Below are 19,545 nucleotides of genomic sequence, written 5' to 3'. Positions count from 1 at the left end.
TCGTCTGCGGTGACGGCGCCCGATCACTTGGCGATGACGTCGATCTGGGCGCACGTGGACGGCACGATGGACCGTCGTGTCTGTGCCATCTGCTTGCCGGTCTTCAACACCCGGAAGCGGTGTACGGGGATCTTGTCGAGCGGGATGAAGGGCTTGTCCGGCAGCAGTCCGGCGTACGGATTGGTGTCGAAGCTCTGCGGGTTCACCGCGTAGAGCGCGAGCGCCCCGCCGGTGTCGCCCAGATACATGCCGTACCGCTGCAGGGCCTCGGCGATCGTCCGCTCATATGCGCTGAGTCCCAGCGTGTTCAGGTCGAGTGTGGGGTCGAGCTGGACCCTTGCTCCCTGCGGCAGGGCCGCGGCCAGGGTGGTCCGGCCGTCGCTGGAGGTAGCCGGAGAGACCGGGCCGCCCGATTTGGTGTACGGGTAGGCGAAGACCAGCGCGTGGTCGATCCGCCCGGCGCGCAGCTCGGCGGGCCAGATCATGCCGGCCAGCGGCGCGAAGCCGGTCGCCCGGGTCGACAGGCCGCTGGGGTAGATCCCGCTGTCCGCGGTCGAGGTGACGTTCGCCCACTTCGCGGTCCAGCCGAGCACGGTCTTCTTGGCGCCGTACAGGTCGTACCCGCAGCGGGTGACCGGGTCGATCACCGACAGGTGGGCGTCCTCCGCCGGGTCGGGGCGGGCATTGTCCGGGATGGGCACGCCGCGCATGATCCGGCGGACCTCGTCGAAGCCGGTGATCCGGACGTCGTGCCGCGGCGTGCCCTGCCGGGCGAAGTAGGCCGGCACGCTCCACTCCCGGAGCGCGACCACGAAGCCCTTCTCCTGCCGGCTGCGGTTCAGCAGCTTGACGTAGTCCGCGGAGCGCGGGTCCACCTGGGCGTTGGTGGGGATGGCCTGGTTGAACGGGCTGGTGGCGGAGTAGAGACGCCCGCCGAGTCGAGGATCCGACCTGGCGTCGACGCTCTCCGGGATCGGGGCCGGCCGCTGGCATCCGACGACCGTCAGCACAGCCGACGAGGCCACGAGCAGTGCCGTGACGACCCGGCCGGATGCGGGTCGCGTGATGAGGCGCGCTCGCTGGGCGGGTCTTGGCGGCTCCGGATCCTGGCGGAGCGGCTCCTCGATGTTCAAGGCGAGAATTCCTACCGGCTACGGGGGCGCGGCGCGCCCGGAGACAGGTTTCTTCTGGTCGGTGAAAAGGGACCTCCGAAGGCCCGGATTATCTCTTCCGGAAAGGCGTCGACGGGCGAAGGTCACCTGAACGGGTCCGAGGTTCGTCATCACGGGCGACCGGCGAGGTGTGATGAGCCGCAGGTCACCGGCCGCTTCGCCGGGCTCGGCGGGTTCGCCGCGGAATCGTCCGTCACCGCGCCGCCGAGGCCTCGTTGGTCAACGGTGACATCGATCGTTCGTGAGCAATGCCGAGCCGTCCCACCCCGGGTGGCAGGGCCGGAAGGCTGCCGCCGTGTCCGGACTCGATCCGCGACAAATTGATCGGAAATAGAATGGGGATTCTGTCGACCGGCGGAGTTCGATATTTGCAAGCGGATAGCGGCCGGTTGCGGATGGTAATGCCCGAATCGCGCGATTCCGGCTCGGATTCCGGACCCCGGGAGCCGGCGTTCCCCGGCCCCATTGGGGCGTGACTTCCCGGATGCCCGCAGCGTGGTCGTGAAAATGCCTCCCGATCTGGGCGCCGGCCGGATGCCGCGTACTCCTCCCAGGTCCGAAGGCTGTATGGCCGGTGCGCCATCGACCGGATCGGCTGATCCCTGCCGAGTGAAATGTGACGGCGCGACAGTAACGGAGTGGCGCCGACATGCACTATTAATCGAAAGCATCGACGTCCGGCTCGTGAGTCGTTGATCGAGCCGTGCCCCAAGTACCGAACCAGGAGTACGTCGCCTTGCGAGAACGATTCCGTCGCGCACTGGACATGGGCGGCATTGAATTTTCATCCCTCGTCTCGATCGCCACGATCGGGCTTGCCGCCGCTACCGAGTCACTGACCTGGTACGAGGCTCCGGCCGTCGTGGCGGCCATGTGCGCGTCCATCCTGATCGTTCGCTGTGGTCGTCCGTTCGCCCATTTCCTTCCGCTGGCGAAGCGCCTGGTGCCGGCGGTCGGACCGTTGATCGTCCTGGTGATGACGCTGGCTTCGAGTCTCGTCGCCCAGCGGGCACACCTCCCGTCGGGGAGGCTCGCGCTGATCTGTCTGGCCGGCAGTCTGGGCATCGTCCTGCTCTCCTTCCGCCGGCGGCCGCGGCGCAAGGCGGTCCGGATCGCGCTGCTGGGCAACGCCGAGCTGGTCACGGCGCTGACCCAGGCGCTGGCCGTGCATCCGTCCGCCGGCCAGATCGTCGGATATGTCGGGGATCGATCGGCCGACCCGATCGAGAGTCACGACCATCCCCTGGGGCCGAAGAGCGAACTGCCCGCCATCATCGAGCACAACGGCATCGACCTACTTCTGGTCTCCTCCGAGGAGGCCCGTCGCGCCGCCTTCGAGTTGCTGGCCGCCAACTGCCTCGACATGAAGGTGCGCGTGCTCGAACTGGTCTCGTTCTGCGAGGAGACCTTCGGGCTGACGGCGCTGGCCGCGATCGAGCCGCGCTGGCTCGAATCGGTGCTGCACCCCAGCTATCAGACCGGCATACCCCGTAGCAAACGGATCCTCGACGTGGTCGTCAGCCTGGTGGCGGGCCTGCTCGCCCTGCCGGTGGTCCTCGTCCTCGCCGCTCTCGTGAAACTGGACGGCGGCCCGGTTCTCTACCGGCAGATGAGGATCGGCGAGCGCGGCCGGCCCTTCGAGATCCTGAAACTGCGGTCCATGCGCTCCGGCGGCGAGGGCGAGCAGTGGTCGTCGCGTACGGATCCGCGGGTCACCTGGATCGGGCGGCTGATGCGCCGTACCCACCTCGACGAACTGCCGCAGATCGTCAATGTCCTTCGCGGCGACATGAGCGTCGTCGGTCCTCGCCCCGAACAACCGGCGCTGGCGGAGGGCCTGCGGTCGGCGATTCCCTACTACGACGTCCGTCACCTGGTACGGCCGGGCCTGACCGGCTGGGCCCAGGTGCGGGGCGGTTACGCGGGCTCCGAGGTCGGATCCGCGCTGAAGGTCTGCTACGACCTCTACTACATCAAGCACCGCTCGTTCTCCGTCGACTGCGTGATCCTGCTGGAGACGGTCCGGACCCTGGTGTTCGACCGTCAGTGGCAGAACACCGGCGCACATCGGGCGCTGGCCTTCCCGGCGAACGTCCGCGTCCTCTCCAACCAGACGACCCCCTTCCCCCGGACCTCTTCGATTTAGGCGTGCCCCTGTGATTAATTCCCAGCTCAAGGCCATACCGAGCCCGAGGCCGGTGTCGTCGGCGCCGGCACCGGCGCTGGCCGGCATCGTCCGCTACTGGAGGTTCATCGCCGTAGTGGTCGCGGTATGTGTCGCTGCGACGGCCGCCTACGTCCTGGTCGTGCCGCCGAAGTGGGAGGCCTCCGCGCACATCCTGGTCGCGCCGGTCCCGGCGGACGCCGACCTGTCGGAACTGGGCGTCATCAGCGGGTCCGTCGAGCCGGCCCGATCGGTGCAGACGGCCGTCGCGCTGCTCGACACACCGGCCGCCGTGGCCGCCACCGCCGCCAAGCTGGGTGCGCCGTGGAGCCCGGAGTCCGTCGACGGGAGCATCGTGCTCGAACCGCTGGGGCAGAGCTACGTCGTCGAGGTGAAGGCCCAGGCCGATTCGCCGTCCAGCGCCGCCCGGCTGGCGACGACGTTCGTGGAGGCCGCCCTCGAGACGAGGAACGCGGAGATCAAGAAGCGGGCGGCCGACCTGCTCGCCCTACGCGCCAAGCTGCCCGCGGGCGCGACGGGCAAGCCGAACGCCGCCGCCGGGGCGCGACTCGAGATGATCACTCGGACCGGGGATCCCTCGCTCTCGGCGGATCAGCCGGCAAGCCTGCCCAGCTCCCCGGTCGGGCTGCCGGCGCCGTACAAGATCGCTTTGTCCGCGGTCCTCGGCTTCTTCCTCGCCCTCGCCGGAGCATGGGCCCGGTCCCAGGGCACCCGGCCCGACGACGACATGCGGGCGCCGGCGTACGCGCCGACGGCCGATGGTTGGGACACGTGACAACGGCTGTCCGAACACTGCCCGCGCCACTCCACAGCCTGCCGCTGGTCCCCCTCGTGGCCTGCTCGGCGGCGGCTCTCGGGGTGCTGGTCGGGTTCGATGAGCGGTTCGCGGTCGGTGGACTGGGCGCGGTGGCCCTGGCGGCCTGCTGTTTCCTGAGACCGGCCGTGGGACTGCTCCTGTGGCTGCCGGCCGTTTTCGTCGCCGCCAGCGCGGCCGGCGGCGCCCTGCTGAGAGCGGGTTTCGTGCTGTGTGTCGGCGCGTGGGCCGCCGAGGCGATCCGGCGCCGATCGATCATGGACGAGCGTCTTCGTGAGTTCCGCTGGCTGATCGCCCTCGTCATCGCCATGTACCTGTGGTTCGGGGCGACGATGCTGTGGGCGGCCGAGCCGGCGGCCACCCTGCGGGAGTACCGGTGGTGGCCGATCCCGCTGACGGTCTTCGGCCTGGTGCTGATCCGCATCACCTCCATCAGGCGGCTCCTGCTCCTGGTGACCACCTTCGTCGCGGCCGCGACGCTCGCCGCGACCACCGGCATGATCGCTCTGCGCTCCACCGCCTCCGCCACCGCCGACCCGCTGAACAGCGTGGACAACCGCGTCTCGGGGGCCGCCGGAGACCCCAACATGCTGTGTGCCGGGCTCGTCGCCGCGGCGATCCTGGCCTTCGGCCTGGCGTGTACGGTCCGCAGCGCCCGGGTCCGGTCGATGATCGCGCTGGCGATCCTGGTGCTGGCGGCGGCCGCGGCCGGAACGGCGTCACGCATGGTGGTGATCTCGTCCGGCGTCGCGCTCCTCGCCGCGTTGGTGATCTTCAGGCACGTCATCGGCCGGGTGCTCGCGGCCGCTCTCTGTGTGGTCGCGCCGGCCGCCCTGTGGTTCTGGTCCTTCCCGCCGGCCTGGCAACGGATGGTGGTCTCCAGCGACGGTGGCTCCGGCCGCGAGGATCTCTGGCGGGCCGCGCTCCACCTGGCGCTGGAGAATCCGATCCTGGGCTTGGGACTGGAGAACTTCCAGGTCCACAAACCGGCCGTCGCCCTGCAGATCGGCCAGGTGCAGAACGCCTCCGCCGTCGCGGAGAAACCGCTGGTGGCTCACAACACCTATCTGCAGCTCTGGGTGGACAGCGGCGTGATCGGCCTGGCGCTGTTCCTGACGATCGTCGTCTTCTGCATCTGGTGCTCGCTGCGCGCCGCTCGTCTTCTCGCCTCGGCCGGCCGGCGCGACCTGGCGGCGTTGAGCCGCAGCGTGGCGGTGGCCGTCATCTCGATGCTCGGATCGGCCCTGTTCCTCACCATCGCGCGGGACTTCAGGCTGTGGCTGCTGCTGGCGATGGGACCGATCCTGCTGTCGCTGGCGCGGGCCGAGACACCGTGGCGCCACGAACACCGGGCGGAAACGACACCGATCGCAGGAAAGTGCCCCCAGCCATGACAGAAGCCCAGACCCTTCCCGAGGACCGACGGCCGTCCATGCTGCGCGCGGCGATGCAGACCTACGGGTCGTACCTCGCCGGATCCGCGGTCAGCCTCGCCAACGTGGTGCTGACCGCGCGCCTACTGGGCGCCACGGGCCGCGGCGAGATCGCGTTTCTCACCACCGTCTCCGGCCTGATCGCCTTCCTGGCCAGCCTGAGCGCCTCCGAAGCCATGATCAACATCAGTGGGGCGTACCCGGAGAGACGGCCCGCTCTCGCCGGCGCCGGGGTGGTGCTCGCCGGCGCGCTGGGCGGGCTGGGCGCGGCGGTGGCCTGGATCATCTTCTGGGTCATGCCGGCCCCGGGGATCCAGTTCGCCGACGTCGACATCCTGATCGCGGTCAGCGCCATCCCGATCTGGATCCTGCAGACCTACTTCCTGTACCTGGCCCGTGCCACGTACGACCTGGGCATGGCCAGCCTCGGCTTCATCAGCGCGCCGGTGGTCACCTTCGTCCTCAACCTGGGTTTCGCGGCGGCAGGCGGCCTGACGATCCGGGTGGCCATCCTGAGCTGGGCGATCGGTGTCGCCGTCTCGGCCGGGCTGCTCGTGGTCCACGTCGGCCGTTCGTCCGGTTTCGCCCTCCCGTCGGCGCCGCTCATCCGGCAGGTGCTCGGGTTCGGGCTGCGCAGTCACCTCGGCGGCGTCATGATGACCGGCACCTACCGCCTCGACCACTGGCTGGTCGGCGCTCTCGGCAACGCTCGTGAGCTGGGCACCTACAGCGTCGCCGCGGCCTGGTTCGACGGGATCGTGCACCTGTCCCGGGCGGTCAGCGTGACCTTCCGGCCGGACCTGCTGCGCGCCTCCACCGCGGACGCCGGCCGGCAGGCGGCCCGCATCTTCCGCATCTGCGCCGTGCTCGTGCTGATCATCGTCGGTGGAACGGTGCTGGCCGCGCCGTTCCTCTGCGTCACCATCTTCGGCCCGGAGTTCACCGACTCCGTGCTCGACCTGCGGATCCTGGCCGTCGGCGCCTTCGGCATGATGGCGCTGAACATCTTCGGCACCGCGCTGGTCGCCCAGCAGCGGCCGATCCTCGAGTCGACGGCCCACAGCGTCGGATTCGCGGTCGCGATGATCCTGTTCGTGGTGATGATCCCGCGGTTCGGCGCGACCGGCGCGGCGTTCGCCTCCGCGGTCGGCTATCTGGTCTGCGGAGGCGTCGCGCTGGGCCTCGCCCACCGCACCCTCGGCCTGCGGTACCGCTCGCTGCTGCCGCAGCCGACCGACATCGCCGACATGATGCGGATCGTGCGCCGGCGGAAGGGCTGATCCGCCGGCTCGCGACCGTCAGCGGCCGCGATGCTCGAAAATGATCACTTCCCGGCTTCGCGCGGCGACCGAGAACCCGGCCACCGACCGGCCCGCCAGCAGGGAGGCGAGGAAGGGCGACTCCGACTGGACGCTCCTCCCGCTGACCTCGTCCGGATTCGTGTACAGGATCAGATAGCGGGCGTGATACTGCCGGATCACGCTCACCACTGTCGCCTCGTCCCACCGGGTGCTGCTGTATCGGGCCTCGGCCATGCCCACGACCGGCCGCTGCAGGGCGTACGACGTCGCCTGGCTCTCCGTCGCCATCACCGGCGCCTCGGGCGTGTTGCGGGCGGCCAGCCAGTCGATCGCCCGGGACCCGTCCTCCAGCGGCGCGGCCAATTTCTGGTACACCCCGTGGTGCGGCGGTGAGTAGGGCAGGTCGAGACAGGTGCAACCGGAGATGAAGTAGGCGCACGCGCCGATCATCGTCAGCGCCCTCGGGACGACGGGCCGGTGACGGCGGGCGCCCCCGCGGTGCAGCCGCCAGACCACGAGCCCGCCGGTCAGCGAGATCAGCGGCAGCGCCGGGAACAACAGGCGGGCGCCGATGTCGATCGGCGAGTTCAGCGACGCGAGAACGATCGCCACGATGTACACGGCCAGGACCGTCGCGACCAGATTCAGGGCGGGCGTGTGGAACCACCTGCGCAGCCTCGTCAGGGCGGCGGCCGCGACGATCCCCACAGTGATCTGGGCGGCCACCGCGACAGCCGTCGTTCCGTTGCCCACGGCCAGCCAGGCCAGGCCGGTCGCCCCCTTCATCAGCGTCCACGCGGCGCCGTCCTCGCTGGCCACCGTGTTGCCGCCCCGCCACGTGCCGGTGAGCAGGATGTTCCGGACGATCAGGGGCGCGATCAGCACGGTGGCGGAGAGCCCCACGGAGATCAGGCAGTAGAACGCCCGGCGTGTGCGGGCGATGGCCAGATCCATCACCAGGGCCAGGACGAGTCCGGCGAACACGAACAGGCCGGCGTACCGCACCCAGGTGGCGACCCCTACCGCGAGTCCGCTCAGGATCGCGATGGCGTACGCCGTACGGCTGGCGCCGACCGCCCGCGAGGCCAGGAAAGCGAGCAGCGCGGCGGTCACCACCAGGGTGAACAGCGACTCCGACAGGATGCTGATCGAGTACGTGAGGGTGCTCGCGTTGGCGCCGAAGATGAAGAGCACGTAGCGCGAGACGATCGGGTCCATCCGCAGACGCCGGCAGATGAGGCCGACCATCGCCACGGCCAGCGCGCCGGACGTGATCGACACGGTCACCGCGGCCAGTTGCGGCCGCAGGCCGAAGAATTGCAGGGCGGCGATGGCGATCGGGTAGCCGGGCGGGAACGTCGTCACCGGAGCGGGAATCACCCCGTGCCGCAGCTCGCTCTCGAAGAACGGGATGTCCGTCGTCATCCCGGCCCCGCTCAGGATGTTCGAGGTGACGCTCAGGTACTGGTAGCTGTCGTTGTCGAGCAGGGGGGACCCCACGACGAGCAACATCGCCGCGTAATAGGACGCGGCGGCCAGCAGCCAGGTGAGGATTTCGCGTTTGCTGAGCCGGGATCCGCTCGGAGTCACCAGCCGGCTCGACTGGACGGCAGGCGCGGCCTCCATGCGTGCATGCACGATGCGACGGACCTCATCTCGGCATCGAAGGCTTGGTGCCTTGCGGGGTGGCTCGGGTACTCGGACACGCGTCGGCCGGGCGCGGCCCGGCCGACGTCGGCCCAGGGAACAGCACGCCTCGATCGGGGCGGCCGAAACGGAAAGCGGTCAGACGCCGGCCGCGAGGAAGGCGGCCGTCGAAGCGGAGGTCGCCTCCAGGGTCCGCGTCTCGGCGAGCTCGCGCCCGCGCTCCACCAGGGCCGACCTCCGGGCGGCGTCCGCGGCCAGGCCGTCGATCGACTCGGCCAGGGCGGCGGCGTCCCCGGACGGCACCAGAACGCCCGCCCGGCCGTTGTCGAGCACCACGCCGACCCCGCCGACGTCGGTCGCCACGATCGGGAGGGCGTTCGCCTGCGCCTCGACGAGAGCCTGCGGCAGCCCTTCGGTGACCGAGGTGAGGACGAACAGGTCCGCGCGGCGGTAGTACGCCATCAGCTCCTCGCCGATCGGCACGAACCCCGGAAGCGAGACGACGTCGCCGACACCGAGCTCGGCAGCCCTCGCCCGGACCGCCGACAGCATCTCGCCATCGCCCACCCAGGTGAGCCGGAAGCGGCCCGGGTGACGCGAGTGCAACCTCGCGAGCGCGTCGAGCAGCATCATCGGGTTCTTCTCCGGCGCCAGCCGGCCGACGGCCAGCAGCTCGATCGGGCCGGTCAGCTCTCGCCGCGGGCCGGCCGGCCGGAGGTCGCGCTGCCGGATGAGCGAGACGCTCATCGGGTACAGGCCGGTCCGCGGCCCGCCGTAGTCCTTCTCGATGCCGGCGCCGACGACCGTCGTCGGCAGCCGGCGCGACAGCAGCCGCCACGACGCGTCCAGCAGCTTCACGACGAGCAGGACACCCGCGCGCCGGGCTCCCGGCTTGACCCGGCTGGCGAAGTAGTTGAGGGTGTCCTGCCGGACGCCGAGCGTCACCCGCCGCCGCCGGACCGCCGCGAGGACGGCGAGCAGAAGCCCGTAGGGATGCGGCCCGAAGACCCAGACGTGGTCGACATCGTCGAGATGCCGCCACATCGCCCGTACGGTCGCGCGGGCATTGGTGGCCAGGGCGCCGGGCGACAGCGCCGGGTAGTAGGGCAGGCCGGCGATGCCCGGGCTGCCGGGCAGCTCGAAGTCGGCGCCCGCGCCGCTGGACTGCCTGGCGAAGATCGTCAGGCCGGAGAAACGTGACCCGACCTCGCAGACGAAGGTCAGGAACGCCAGGCTCGCCGCATTGGTCCGTACGGTGTGGACCTCGTCCCCACGGCTGATGTCGACCACCGTGTCGACGTAGACGCCGAGCCGTCCTCGGCCTGCGGTCTGGTCTCTGGGCGAGCGCAACAAGAAGGTCCCTCCGGCCCGGCCGGGATACGGCGGGCATCGCTTACGACGGTCGACGTCACCGTCGTATAACGAGGCCTCCGCCGGGCGGGTCGCGGAGAAATCCGGAGTAAATACGGCCGGCCCGGGTGCGGCCCCGGAATTCACCGGTGCGAGTTAGTCCGATCATTCGGGTGCCGTGCGCCGGCGGTACGACAGGCCATGTACGGGCCACTTTCCGTCCGGGTGAATAATTACCGGGCGCGTTCCTCGTTTCCTATTTCAATGGAACAGTGTGGCGATCCCGCAGACCGGCGCGGCTTTCGCTTCCGCGGTTTCCCTTTCCGGCATCGCACATCTGGTGCGGTGGTTGCGTAGAGAGCAAAGGATGACATGCCTCAGATCAGTGGTGTGGCGACTCGATGAGGATTCTGGTGGTGGCCTGCCGTTTCCCCGAGGCGGGTGGCAAGGGTGACGCGCTGCGCGCCTTCGCCTTCGTCCGGGAGCTCGCGTCCCGCCACGACGTCACCGTGGTCACGCCCGCTCCGCCGCCGTCCGCCAGGGCCGAGGCCGCGCTGCGTGAGCACGCCGTCGTGGAGGTCCGGCCCGCCCGGGCGCCGGCGCGTGTGCTCGGGGCCGGCGGGGCGGCGCTGCGCGGCCGGCCCGGGCAGGTCGGGTGGATGATGCCCAGAGCCTCGTGGGCGAGCGTCCTCGCGCTCGCGCCCGGCCACGACGTGGCGCTGGCCGTCACGGTGCGATCGATCAGGGGTCCGCTGGGGATCCCCACGGTCCTGGACCACGTCGACGCGCTCAGCCTGAACATGCGGCGACGTGGTGACGGCCCCGAGTCGCCGCTGCGCCGCCTTGCCGCCCGCCGGGAGGCACAGGCGCTGGCACGGTACGAGCGTCGCGCCGCCGGATGGGCCGACGCGCAGGTGGTGACGGCCCGGGAGGACGCCGGCGAGCTGCCGTCCCGGCCGGCGGTCACGGTCATCCCCGCGGCCTGGGACGGGACGGTCGCCGAAACCGGCGGGGCGGACCGCGACATCGATGTCATCTTCACCGGTGACATGGCCTATCCGCCCAACCGGGTCGCGGCGGAATGGCTCGCGGAGGAGATCGCCCCGGCCCTCCGGCGGCGTCGCCCGGGCGCCCGGGTGATGGTGGTCGGCCGGGGCGCCGCGCGGCTCCGGCTGGCCGGGGTGGAGATCGCCTCCGACGTCCCGAGCCTCGCCGGCTACCTGGCCCGGGCACGGGTCGCCGTGGTGCCGCTGCGCGCCCTCGGGACGGGCTCCCCGAACAAGCTGCTGGAGGCCGCGTCCAGCGGCGCGGCCGTGGTCGCGACCTCGTGGGCCGCCGCACGGTTCGACGTCCCCTGCCTGCTCGCCGATGACGCGGAGGAGTTCGCCGCCTCGATCGAACGCCTGCTCCGCGACGAAGCCGGGCGCGACGACCTGGCCCGGCGGGCTCGCCGGGCCATCGAGGACTACAGCGTCGCCCGTACCGTGATGCGGCTGGAAGCCGTTCTGACGGACGTCGTCGTGGCGAGATCCGCGCGTGTGTGAGCGGCCTTTCAGGTGTCCGGGTGACCGGCGCCGTCGGCTGAACGCCTTTGTCTTGTGACCGGTGGCCTCATCTGCGGCGGCTGACCGGATTAGCTCTCTCCGGTGAATTCCAGCCTCCCGCGCAGGTTGGTCGAATCGTCCGCCACCGGCCTGTCGGGGCCTCGTTGTATAACGTTGACGTCGATCATTCGTGAGTGGTCGTGAATCTGAGTAGAGCGTCAAATTCGATCTCAAATAATTGGGCGAGATGCAAACATGAGAATTCTGGTAACCGGTGGAGCCGGCTTCATCGGTGCGAACCTGTGCGGCGAACTCCTCGTGAGGCCCGGCGTGGAAAGCGTCACGGTTCTCGACGATTTCAGTACGGGGAACATCTCCAACGTCGAGTCGCTCCCCGTCGAGGTGATCAGGGACACCATCCTCCACCGTGACACCGTCTGGGACCTGGTCGGCCGCAGCGACGCGGTCGTCCACCTGGCGGCGCAGCCCTCGGTGCCCAGCTCCATCATGGATCCGATGTGGAGCCACGAGGTCAACGTGAACGGCACCGTCGGGATCCTGGAGGCCTGCCGGAAGTTTCAGAAGCCATTCGTCTTCGCCTCCTCGTCGGCGGTGTACGGCCAGACGCGGAAGCTGCCCATCAGCGAGGACGACGCCGCCGCTCCGGTGAGCCCGTACGCGGCCAACAAGCTCGCGGCCGAGTCCTACGCGCTGGCGTACGCGTCGACGTACCACTTCCCGGTCGTCGCCTTCCGGTTCTTCAACGTCTACGGCCCGCTCCAGTCGCCGGACCACCCGTATGCGGCGGTCATCCCGTCCTTCATCGACGCGGCGCTCCACGGCAGGCCGCTGATCATCCACGGTGACGGGAGCCAGACCAGGGACTTCACCTATGTCGGCTCGCTGGTGTCGGTCCTCGCCGACGCTGCTCTGAACGGGGTGTCGAGCCCGTCGCCGGTGAACCTGGCCTTCGGCACGCGGACGACGATCGTCGACCTGGCCAAGAAGATCGAGTTCTTCCTCGGGCGGCCGATCGACATCCAGTTCACCAGGTCCCGGATCGGCGACGTACGGGACTCGCAGGCCGACAACAGCCGGCTGCGGACGCTGATGCCCGGGGCGGGCGACTCCGCTCTCGATTTCGGCCTGCGGGCGACGATCGACTGGTTCGAGGCCGCCGGGAAGCGCGGTGGCATCGTCCACCAGCGGACGCAGCCGATCGCCCAGGTCACGGCTGCCGTGTGAGCGGCTGAGACGGCACGGGCGCGGTTCTGCCGGTCCGCGGAACCGCACCGTGCCCTCCTGCCCGAAAGACCCCCGGAAGACCCCCGACGGCCCTCGTCCCGGCCGGACGGACCGGAATCCTCAGTGAACTCCTCTATGCTGCGGGCGATGTGAAGCATCGACATAGGTCGTGTTCTCTGTCACCGCCATGGGGGCTTGTCGTGATCAGATCTCTTCTCGTACGGCTGGGTGGCGTGCTCACGGCCGGGCTCCTGCTGGCGGGAGGGCTGACCGCTCCCGCGGCGGCCGCTGCGGGCGCCGGAGCCGTCGAGGGGGTCTTCACCGATCACGCCGGAGCGCCGATCGCCGACGCCTGGGTGGTGGCCTGGGGCGCCGAGGACGGCTCCTACCTCGCCGGGACCGGCACCGACGCCACCGGCCGCTACCGCCTCACCGATGTGCCGCAGGGCCCGGTGAAGCTGTCGTTCCAGACGGAGTCGCTGCTGCAGTGGGCCCCGGGAGCGCTCAGCCAGGAGACCGGGCAGGTCTACCAGGTCCCGGCCGGCGGGACGCTCACCGTCGACGAGCGGCGGCGTCCCACCGGTGTGATCGAGGGTGCCGTCACCGGGCCCGACGGCTCGCCGGCCGCCTGGATCCCGGTCGACGTCCGTGATCTCGCCGACGACTCGCGCGCCTCGACCTACACCGACGACGCCGGGAAGTACCGGCTCACCGTCTGGGCGGGCGATCACCACGTCGGGTTCGGGCCGGACGCCGCCAAGCAGTGGGCGCCCCGGGCGACCAGCGAGGACGAGGCCGGCCGGGTGAGCGTGGCGGCCGGGGCGACCGTCGCGGTCGACGAGGCCCTGCTGCCGACCGGGACCTTCCGCGGCCGCCTCAGCGCTGTCGACGGCAGCCCCCTGGCCTGGGCCGAGGTCCTGCTGTATTCGGGTGACCGGCGCATTCACGGCGGCTACACCGGCGACGACGGGACCTACGCGTTCCCGGTCCTGCCGGGCGGCTACGTTCTCGGCTTCCAGGCCGACCCCAACGGGGCGGAGCAGTACATCCCGGGGGCCGTCGACCGGTCCAGGGCCACGGTGCACACCGTCGCGGCCGGGCAGACCGTCGTCGCCGACGACGCGGTGCTGAAGCCGGCGTCCGTGTCCGGGCGGCTGACCGGCCCGGACGGCACGGGCAAGGCGGACTTCCAGGTCTCCGTCACGTCGACCGACGACGAGCACGGGTACGGCGCGACGACCACCGCCGACGGCAGCTGGCGGGTCGACGACGTGTTCCCGAGCGACTACCGCGTCTCGTTCACCAATCCCTCCGGCTCGCGGACCCAGTGGGCGCACGGCAGGAGCAACTCCGGCGACGCCGCGGTGATCACCGTCGAGGGTGGTGCGCAGGTCGTCGTGGACGACACGTGGCTGACCGGCGCGACGCTCGCCGTGCGGGCCGTCGACGAGGTCACCGGCGCACCGGTGACCGACTTCTGTGTGCAGGTGGAGGCGTCCGGCGGGTTCGACCAGGGCTGTGCGGTCGGCGGGACGGCCACCGTGGCCGACGTGACGCCGGGAGCCGCCCTGGTCGATGTCGTGCCGGGGGAGGACACCTACTTCCTGCGTGACCGTGGCAATCCGGTCACCCTGGTCACCGGAGAGACCGCCACCATCACGGTGCCGCTGGCCAAGGGCGGCAAGGTGTCGTTCGCCGTCACCGACCGCGCCACCGGACGGCCGGCCCCCGAGACCTGCTTCGTCCTGACGACGATCGGCGGTGGCGGCCTGCCCGACGGGTACGGCGACTGCACCGGGTCACAGGGCACGTCGACCAGCGCCGCGCTCGCCCCCGGAACCTACGAGGCGTTCGCCGTCGCGCCGGACGAGTACGGGCACCAGTGGGTCGGGCGAACCGGCGGCACCGGCGACCAGAAGGCGGCGGCCCGGATCGTGGTCGAGGCCGACCGGACCGTGCCGGCCCCGCCCGTGCTGCTCGACCGGGCCGGATCGATCACCGGCGTGGTCGAGGGCGCCGACGGCGCTCCGATCGAGGACGCCGACGTCTCCCTCACCGCCTGGGGCTTCGGGCCCGGGCCGATCCACAGCGTGCACACCGACGACCGGGGCCGGTACACGATCGGCAAGCTCGGCCCGTATGCCTGGCCGCTGTCGTTCACCGCGCCCGGCCACCCGCGCCAGTGGTCCGGCAACGTCGGCGACCGGTTCACGGCGGCGGCCATCCCGGTCACCGCGGGCGCCACGGCGACCTACGACATCACGCTGGCCACCGGCGCCACACTGGCCGGCAAGGTGGTCGTCCCGGCCGGGCTGCCCGCCGACGGCTGGCGGCTCACCGTGACCAACGCGGTCACCGGCGACCAGATGGCGGACTTCGACAGCTCCGGCCAGGGCCCCGGCGGGACGTACCGCATGCCGGTGATCGGCGGCCAGCCGGTCAGGATCAGCTGGATCGCCACCGGTCAGGGCAACACCGTCAAGACCGGGTGGTACGACCGTGCGACCAGCCGGGACGACGCGAAGCGGGTCAACCTGCCGGCCTCGGGCACGAAGCGGGTGACCGTGACGCTCGGCTGACGTCCCCTCAGTAGGAGCCGGCGCTCTGGAAGTGGTTCCAGGCGCCGCAGGGGGAGTCGTAGCGGCCCTTGATGTAGCCGAGACCCCAGATGATCTGGGTGGCCGGGTTGATCCGCCAGTCGGCGGCGACCGTCCCCATCTTGGATCCCGGATACGCCTGGGGGATGCCGTAGGCGCCGGAGCTGCGGTTGGTGGCCTTGTAGTTCCAGCCGCTCTCGTGATCCCACAGCTTGTTCAGGCAGGAGAACTCGTCGGCGTCGAACCCGGCTTTGATCATCAGGGCGCAGCCGATCTCCCGGCTGCCGCTGAAGCTCTGGCACGCGGCCGGGATCGTGCCGTTGTAGGGCACCGGGCCGACCTGGGCCGCCTGCCTGGCCGCCTCTTTCTTCTTCTCGGTGTCCTTCTTCTGCGCGGCGTCGAGCTTGCGCGCGTCCGCCGCGGCCGACTTGGCCATCGTCGAGGCCTTCTGGGCGGCGGTGCGCTCCGACTCGGCGCGGGCCGCCCGGTCCGCGGCGTGTTTCGCCTCGCGCTGGACCGTGGCCTGCTCGGCGGCGAGCACCGCCTGCCGCGCGTCGGCGGCCGACCGCTCGCGAGCGTCGCTCTGCTGCGCCAGGTGGAAGCCGCCGGCCGCGCCGGCCAGCAGCAGCGTCACCGACGCGACGCGCGCGCCGACGGCCTGGAAACGTTGCGGTCGAGTCACCGGGGGTCCCTTCGACAGCCATGGATCGTCCTCTGGGGGTAGGACGGTTCACCGGCAGATCGCTGTGCAGTGAAGTGGGTCGGATCATACGCGGAGGGCCCGGGTGCGAGATGTCCCGGCGGTGGGACGGACTGGCGTGACCCACGCCACCAATACATACTTGTCGATGCTTTCGGATCGGGGGCGAGGTGGGGAGAGTCGCGGCCCCGATGCCGGAGCGGCCCGTCCCCACGATCCCCGCAAGGAATCCCCCATGAGATCGAAAGTGAAGGCCCTGCTCGCCGCCATCACCATGCTGGCGGCGACGGCGGTGGCCGCCGTAGTCCTGCCGCCACCCGCCTCCGCGGCCGCGCTGACCGAGGTCACCGGCTTCGGTGCGAACCCCAGCAACCTGCGGATGTACCTCTACGTCCCGGACAACCCGGCGCCCCGGCCGGGTCTGCTCGTGGCCGTCCACTACTGCACCGGCACCGGGCCGGCCTTCTACAGCGGGTCGCAGTTCGCCGCGCTGGCCGACCGGTACGGCTACATCGTCATCTACCCGTCGGTGACCCGGAGCAGCCAGTGCTTCGACGTCGCCTCCCCGCAGGCGCTGACCCGCGGCGGCGGCAGCGACCCGGTCGGCATCAAGTCGATGATCGACTACGTGCGGGCCCGCTACCCCGTCGACGCTGACAAGATCGTCGCGACCGGCGTCTCCAGCGGCGCGATGATGACGAACGTGCTGCTCGGCCTCTACCCCGACGTCTTCAGCGCGGGATCGGCCTTCGCCGGGGTGCCGTTCGGCTGCTTCGCCACCACCAACGGCTCCGAGTGGAACAGCGACTGCGCCAACGGCCTGGTCACGAAGACCCCGCAGCAGTGGGGCGACCTGGTCCGCAACGCCTACCCCGCATACACCGGCCGCCGCCCGCGCATGCAGACCTGGCACGGCACCAACGACGAGGTGCTGCGCTACCCGAACTTCGGTGAGCAGATCGACCAGTGGACCAACGTGCACGGCCTCAGCCAGACGCCGTCGTTCACCGACACCCCGAAGAGCGGATACACCCGGACCCGGTACGGCGGAACCGGCGACACCGCCCCGGTCGAGGCGATCAGCCTGAACGGGGTCAGCCACAACCTCCCGGTCGACGCGGCCGCCGCCGTGCACTTCCTCGGGCTCGACACCACCACGCCGTCGCCGTCGTCGCCCGGCCCGTCCTCGCCCGGCCCGTCGTCTCCGGGCCCGTCCTCGCCCGGCCCGGCCGGCGCCTGCCGGGTCGGCTACACCGTCAACTCGTGGAGCACCGGCTTCACGGCGTCGGTCACCGTCACCAACACCGGCACGGCCGCGATCAACGGCTGGACGCTCCGGTTCACCCTGCCGGCCGGGCAGACCGTGACGAACGCCTGGAACGCCTCGGTCAGCCCGTCCAGCGGGACCGTCGCCGCCACCAACGTCTCCTACAACGCCACGGTCGCCGCCGGAGCGTCACAGACCTTCGGCTTCCAGGCCACCCACACCGGCAGCGCCGCCGAACCCACCGCCTTCACCCTCAACGGCGCCACCTGCGCCGTCGTCTGAGCAGCCCGGGAGGAGGCCGGTATCCCCACCTGGCCTCCTCCCGCACAACGGCCGCGGGTGGCCCGTACCGCTAAGGGAGGTTGATCGGCAGTTTGATGCCCGCCAGGGCGTCCTTGCAGGGACAGGAACGCTCGGCAGGGAGCTTGGCCACCGCATCGAGGAGCACCCCGCGAAGGCGGGCCGTGTTGTCGGCGAAGACCGAGAACACCTCCTCCTGCGTGACGCCGTGATCGCCCTCGACACCCGCGTCCAGGTCGGTGACCAGGGCGATCGCCGTGTAGCAGAGCGCCAGCTCACGAGCCAGGACCGCCTCCGGATGACCGGTCATGTTCACGATCGTGCCGCCGATCGACGTGAACCAGCGAGACTCGGCCCGGGTCGAGAAGCGTGGCCCCTCGACCACGATCATGGTCCCGCCGTCGACGGCGCTCACCCGCTCGGCGGAATCCAGCACGGTGGCCCGGCCCACCGGACAGTACGGATCGGCGAACGACACGTGCACCGCGCCCGAGTCGTAGAACGTCTGCTCACGCCCACTCGTCCGGTCGATCAGCTGGTCCGGCACCACGAAGGTGCCCGGCCCCAGCTCCGGACGCAGGCCACCCACCGCGCACGGCGCGATGATCTGCCGGACGCCGAGCGAGCGCAGCGCCCACAGATTGGCCCGATAGGGGATCTTGTGCGGCGGAAACCGGTGGTCACGGCCGTGCCGCGGGAGGAACGCCACGCGGCGCCCACCCACCTCGGCCACGGTGATCCGGTCCGACGGCGGCCCGTACGGGGTGTCGACCTCGTGCTCGGTGGCGTTCTCGAGGAGCGCATACAGCCCCGATCCGCCGATGACGCCGATCTCTGCTGCCGTAGGTGGCGGGTTCATGTCCAGACCTTATCCATGGCCGGAATCGCAAGCTAATGTGCGAGTCATGGCTACGTCGAGCGGACGGCGGTAATCAGGTGTTCGGTGAGCAGCAGCGGATCGGAGGCCGGTCGGTGGAGTCGATGACCGGTCAGCTGCTCGTCGCCACGCCCACCCTCAAGGACCCCAACTTCGACCGTACGGTCGTGCTGCTGGTGGCCCACGAGACGGGCGGCGCACTGGGGGTCGTGCTCAACCGCGCGACCGAGGTCCCGGTGGCCGAGGTCCTCGGCAACTGGGGCGAGCTCGCCGGTGACCCCGCGGTCCTCTTCGAGGGCGGCCCGGTGCAACCCGAGTCGGCGATCTGCCTGGCCCGGACCAAACCGGAGGTGAAGAGGCGATTGTCCGGTTTCCATCCGGTCAGCGGCGCGCTCGGCACCCTCGACCTCTCCGCCGACCCGGAGCGCATGCGGGAGAGTGTCGCCGGCATCCGCGTCTTCGCCGGCTACTCCGGCTGGTCGGCCGGGCAACTGGAGGAGGAGATCGCGTCCGGCTCCTGGTTCGTCTTCGACGCGCTGCCCGGCGACCCGTTCGTGGAGCGCCCCGACGATCTCTGGGCGATGGTCCTCCGGCGGCAGGGCGACATCCTTGCCGCGGTCGCCCACTTCCCGCCGGACGTCTCCCTCAACTGAGGGGGGTGCCGCAAGGGCCCTCGCGGAGGTGTGTAGTATTTCCAGCGTGCCCGGGGGAAACGCCGGGGACACGGTAAGGGGCTGTGGCGCAGCTGGTAGCGCACCACACTGGCAGTGTGGGGGTCAGGGGTTCGAGTCCCCTCAGCTCCACCATAGGTGGGTCCAATTGAAACCCGTTCCGCGAGAGTGGCACGGGGGAGACCACCGGTCGATAAGGCACCGTCCATGAGGACGGTGCCTTAGTCGTTTTCGTGGTTTCATACCATCTCGACCGGCGGCGAGCCGTCGGCAAGGCCAGTGGCCACTGTGATCGGTGCGGTCGTCGCCGTTGATGTCCTCAACGGGCGGGAAGCGCCGTGCCGATGGGGGGGTGTCCCTATGGGTTCTGTCAAGCGGCGAGGGCGAGGTTCTCTGCCGGTTTGTGCTGGTAGGGGGTCCGGGTGCGGAGCATGGCGTGCAG

Annotated in this window: 14 protein-coding genes and 1 tRNA gene; 10 read left to right on the top strand and 5 right to left on the bottom strand. The window is 70.6% G+C overall.

Features of this window, described 5'->3' with window-relative positions; genetic code table 11:
- Window positions 1–23: 23 nt before the first annotated feature.
- Window positions 24–1,010 carry a hypothetical protein gene (locus tag BM290_RS26005; RefSeq protein ID WP_177319912.1) on the bottom strand — a complete coding sequence of 329 codons (987 nt, stop codon included), beginning with the start codon at window positions 1,008–1,010 and terminating at the stop codon, window positions 24–26.
- Between the two features lie 928 nt (window positions 1,011–1,938).
- On the opposite strand from BM290_RS26005, the gene BM290_RS26000 reads away from it, so the two are divergent.
- From BM290_RS26000 to BM290_RS25985, 4 genes are read left to right on the top strand one after another with little or no spacing between them, the layout of a single operon-like run.
- Window positions 1,939–3,318 (top strand): exopolysaccharide biosynthesis polyprenyl glycosylphosphotransferase, encoded by a 1,380-nt coding sequence (locus BM290_RS26000; protein ID WP_093618534.1) that lies wholly within the window; start codon window positions 1,939–1,941, stop codon window positions 3,316–3,318.
- 52 nt (window positions 3,319–3,370) lie between these two features.
- Window positions 3,371–4,132 carry a Wzz/FepE/Etk N-terminal domain-containing protein gene (locus BM290_RS25995; RefSeq protein ID WP_177319911.1) on the top strand — a complete coding sequence of 254 codons (762 nt, stop codon included), beginning with the start codon at window positions 3,371–3,373 and terminating at the stop codon, window positions 4,130–4,132.
- Window positions 4,129–5,565 carry an O-antigen ligase family protein gene (locus tag BM290_RS25990; RefSeq protein ID WP_177319910.1) on the top strand — a complete coding sequence of 479 codons (1,437 nt, stop codon included), beginning with the start codon at window positions 4,129–4,131 and terminating at the stop codon, window positions 5,563–5,565. The genes BM290_RS25995 and BM290_RS25990 overlap by 4 nt, the downstream gene beginning before the upstream one ends.
- Complete coding sequence (locus BM290_RS25985) at window positions 5,562–6,884, top strand: lipopolysaccharide biosynthesis protein (RefSeq protein ID WP_093618531.1); 1,323 nt, start codon at window positions 5,562–5,564, stop codon at window positions 6,882–6,884. The genes BM290_RS25990 and BM290_RS25985 overlap by 4 nt, the downstream gene beginning before the upstream one ends.
- Before the next feature lie 18 nt (window positions 6,885–6,902).
- Here BM290_RS25985 and BM290_RS25980 read toward each other — a convergent pair whose 3' ends face one another.
- The gene (locus BM290_RS25980) at window positions 6,903–8,531 is read right to left on the bottom strand and encodes a phospholipid carrier-dependent glycosyltransferase (protein ID WP_093618530.1); all 1,629 of its coding nucleotides are present in this window, start codon (window positions 8,529–8,531) and stop codon (window positions 6,903–6,905) included.
- A gap of 159 nt (window positions 8,532–8,690) precedes the next feature.
- Window positions 8,691–9,902, bottom strand: a complete 1,212-nt coding sequence (locus tag BM290_RS25975; protein ID WP_143133964.1) for a glycosyltransferase — start codon at window positions 9,900–9,902, stop codon at window positions 8,691–8,693.
- A gap of 401 nt (window positions 9,903–10,303) precedes the next feature.
- Here BM290_RS25975 and BM290_RS25970 point away from each other — a divergent pair, with 401 nt between their 5' ends.
- From BM290_RS25970 to BM290_RS25960, 3 genes are all read left to right on the top strand, one after another.
- Window positions 10,304–11,446 carry a glycosyltransferase gene (locus tag BM290_RS25970; RefSeq protein ID WP_093618528.1) on the top strand — a complete coding sequence of 381 codons (1,143 nt, stop codon included), beginning with the start codon at window positions 10,304–10,306 and terminating at the stop codon, window positions 11,444–11,446.
- A 255-nt stretch (window positions 11,447–11,701) separates the two neighbouring features.
- Window positions 11,702–12,691 carry an NAD-dependent epimerase/dehydratase family protein gene (locus BM290_RS25965; RefSeq protein WP_093618527.1) on the top strand — a complete coding sequence of 330 codons (990 nt, stop codon included), beginning with the start codon at window positions 11,702–11,704 and terminating at the stop codon, window positions 12,689–12,691.
- A 200-nt stretch (window positions 12,692–12,891) separates the two neighbouring features.
- Window positions 12,892–15,270, top strand: coding sequence for a carboxypeptidase regulatory-like domain-containing protein (locus BM290_RS25960; protein ID WP_143133963.1), 2,379 nt, complete (start codon window positions 12,892–12,894; stop codon window positions 15,268–15,270).
- Window positions 15,271–15,277: 7 nt separating this feature from the next.
- Here the strand turns inward: BM290_RS25960 and BM290_RS25955 are convergent, their stop codons facing one another.
- Window positions 15,278–15,970 (bottom strand): aggregation-promoting factor C-terminal-like domain-containing protein, encoded by a 693-nt coding sequence (locus BM290_RS25955; RefSeq protein ID WP_177319909.1) that lies wholly within the window; start codon window positions 15,968–15,970, stop codon window positions 15,278–15,280.
- Between the two features lie 253 nt (window positions 15,971–16,223).
- On the opposite strand from BM290_RS25955, the gene BM290_RS25950 reads away from it, so the two are divergent.
- Window positions 16,224–17,537 (top strand): extracellular catalytic domain type 1 short-chain-length polyhydroxyalkanoate depolymerase, encoded by a 1,314-nt coding sequence (locus BM290_RS25950; protein ID WP_093618524.1) that lies wholly within the window; start codon window positions 16,224–16,226, stop codon window positions 17,535–17,537.
- A gap of 70 nt (window positions 17,538–17,607) precedes the next feature.
- On the opposite strand, the gene BM290_RS25945 is transcribed toward BM290_RS25950, so the two are convergent.
- Window positions 17,608–18,414 (bottom strand): S-methyl-5'-thioadenosine phosphorylase, encoded by an 807-nt coding sequence (locus BM290_RS25945; protein ID WP_093618523.1) that lies wholly within the window; start codon window positions 18,412–18,414, stop codon window positions 17,608–17,610.
- 122 nt (window positions 18,415–18,536) lie between these two features.
- Between BM290_RS25945 and BM290_RS25940 the strand changes: the two genes are divergently transcribed.
- A complete protein-coding gene (locus tag BM290_RS25940) occupies window positions 18,537–19,085 on the top strand; it encodes a YqgE/AlgH family protein (protein WP_177319933.1) in 549 nt (182 codons plus the stop codon).
- A gap of 77 nt (window positions 19,086–19,162) precedes the next feature.
- Window positions 19,163–19,238: transfer RNA gene (locus tag BM290_RS25935), tRNA-Ala, on the top strand.
- The last annotated feature ends 307 nt before the right edge of the window (window positions 19,239–19,545 follow it).

Origin of the sequence: Actinoplanes philippinensis (assembly GCF_900113015.1) — a bacterium.
Taxonomy (GTDB): Bacteria; Actinomycetota; Actinomycetes; order Mycobacteriales; family Micromonosporaceae; genus Actinoplanes; species Actinoplanes philippinensis.
This window is presented reverse-complemented; position numbering and strand designations above follow the sequence as displayed.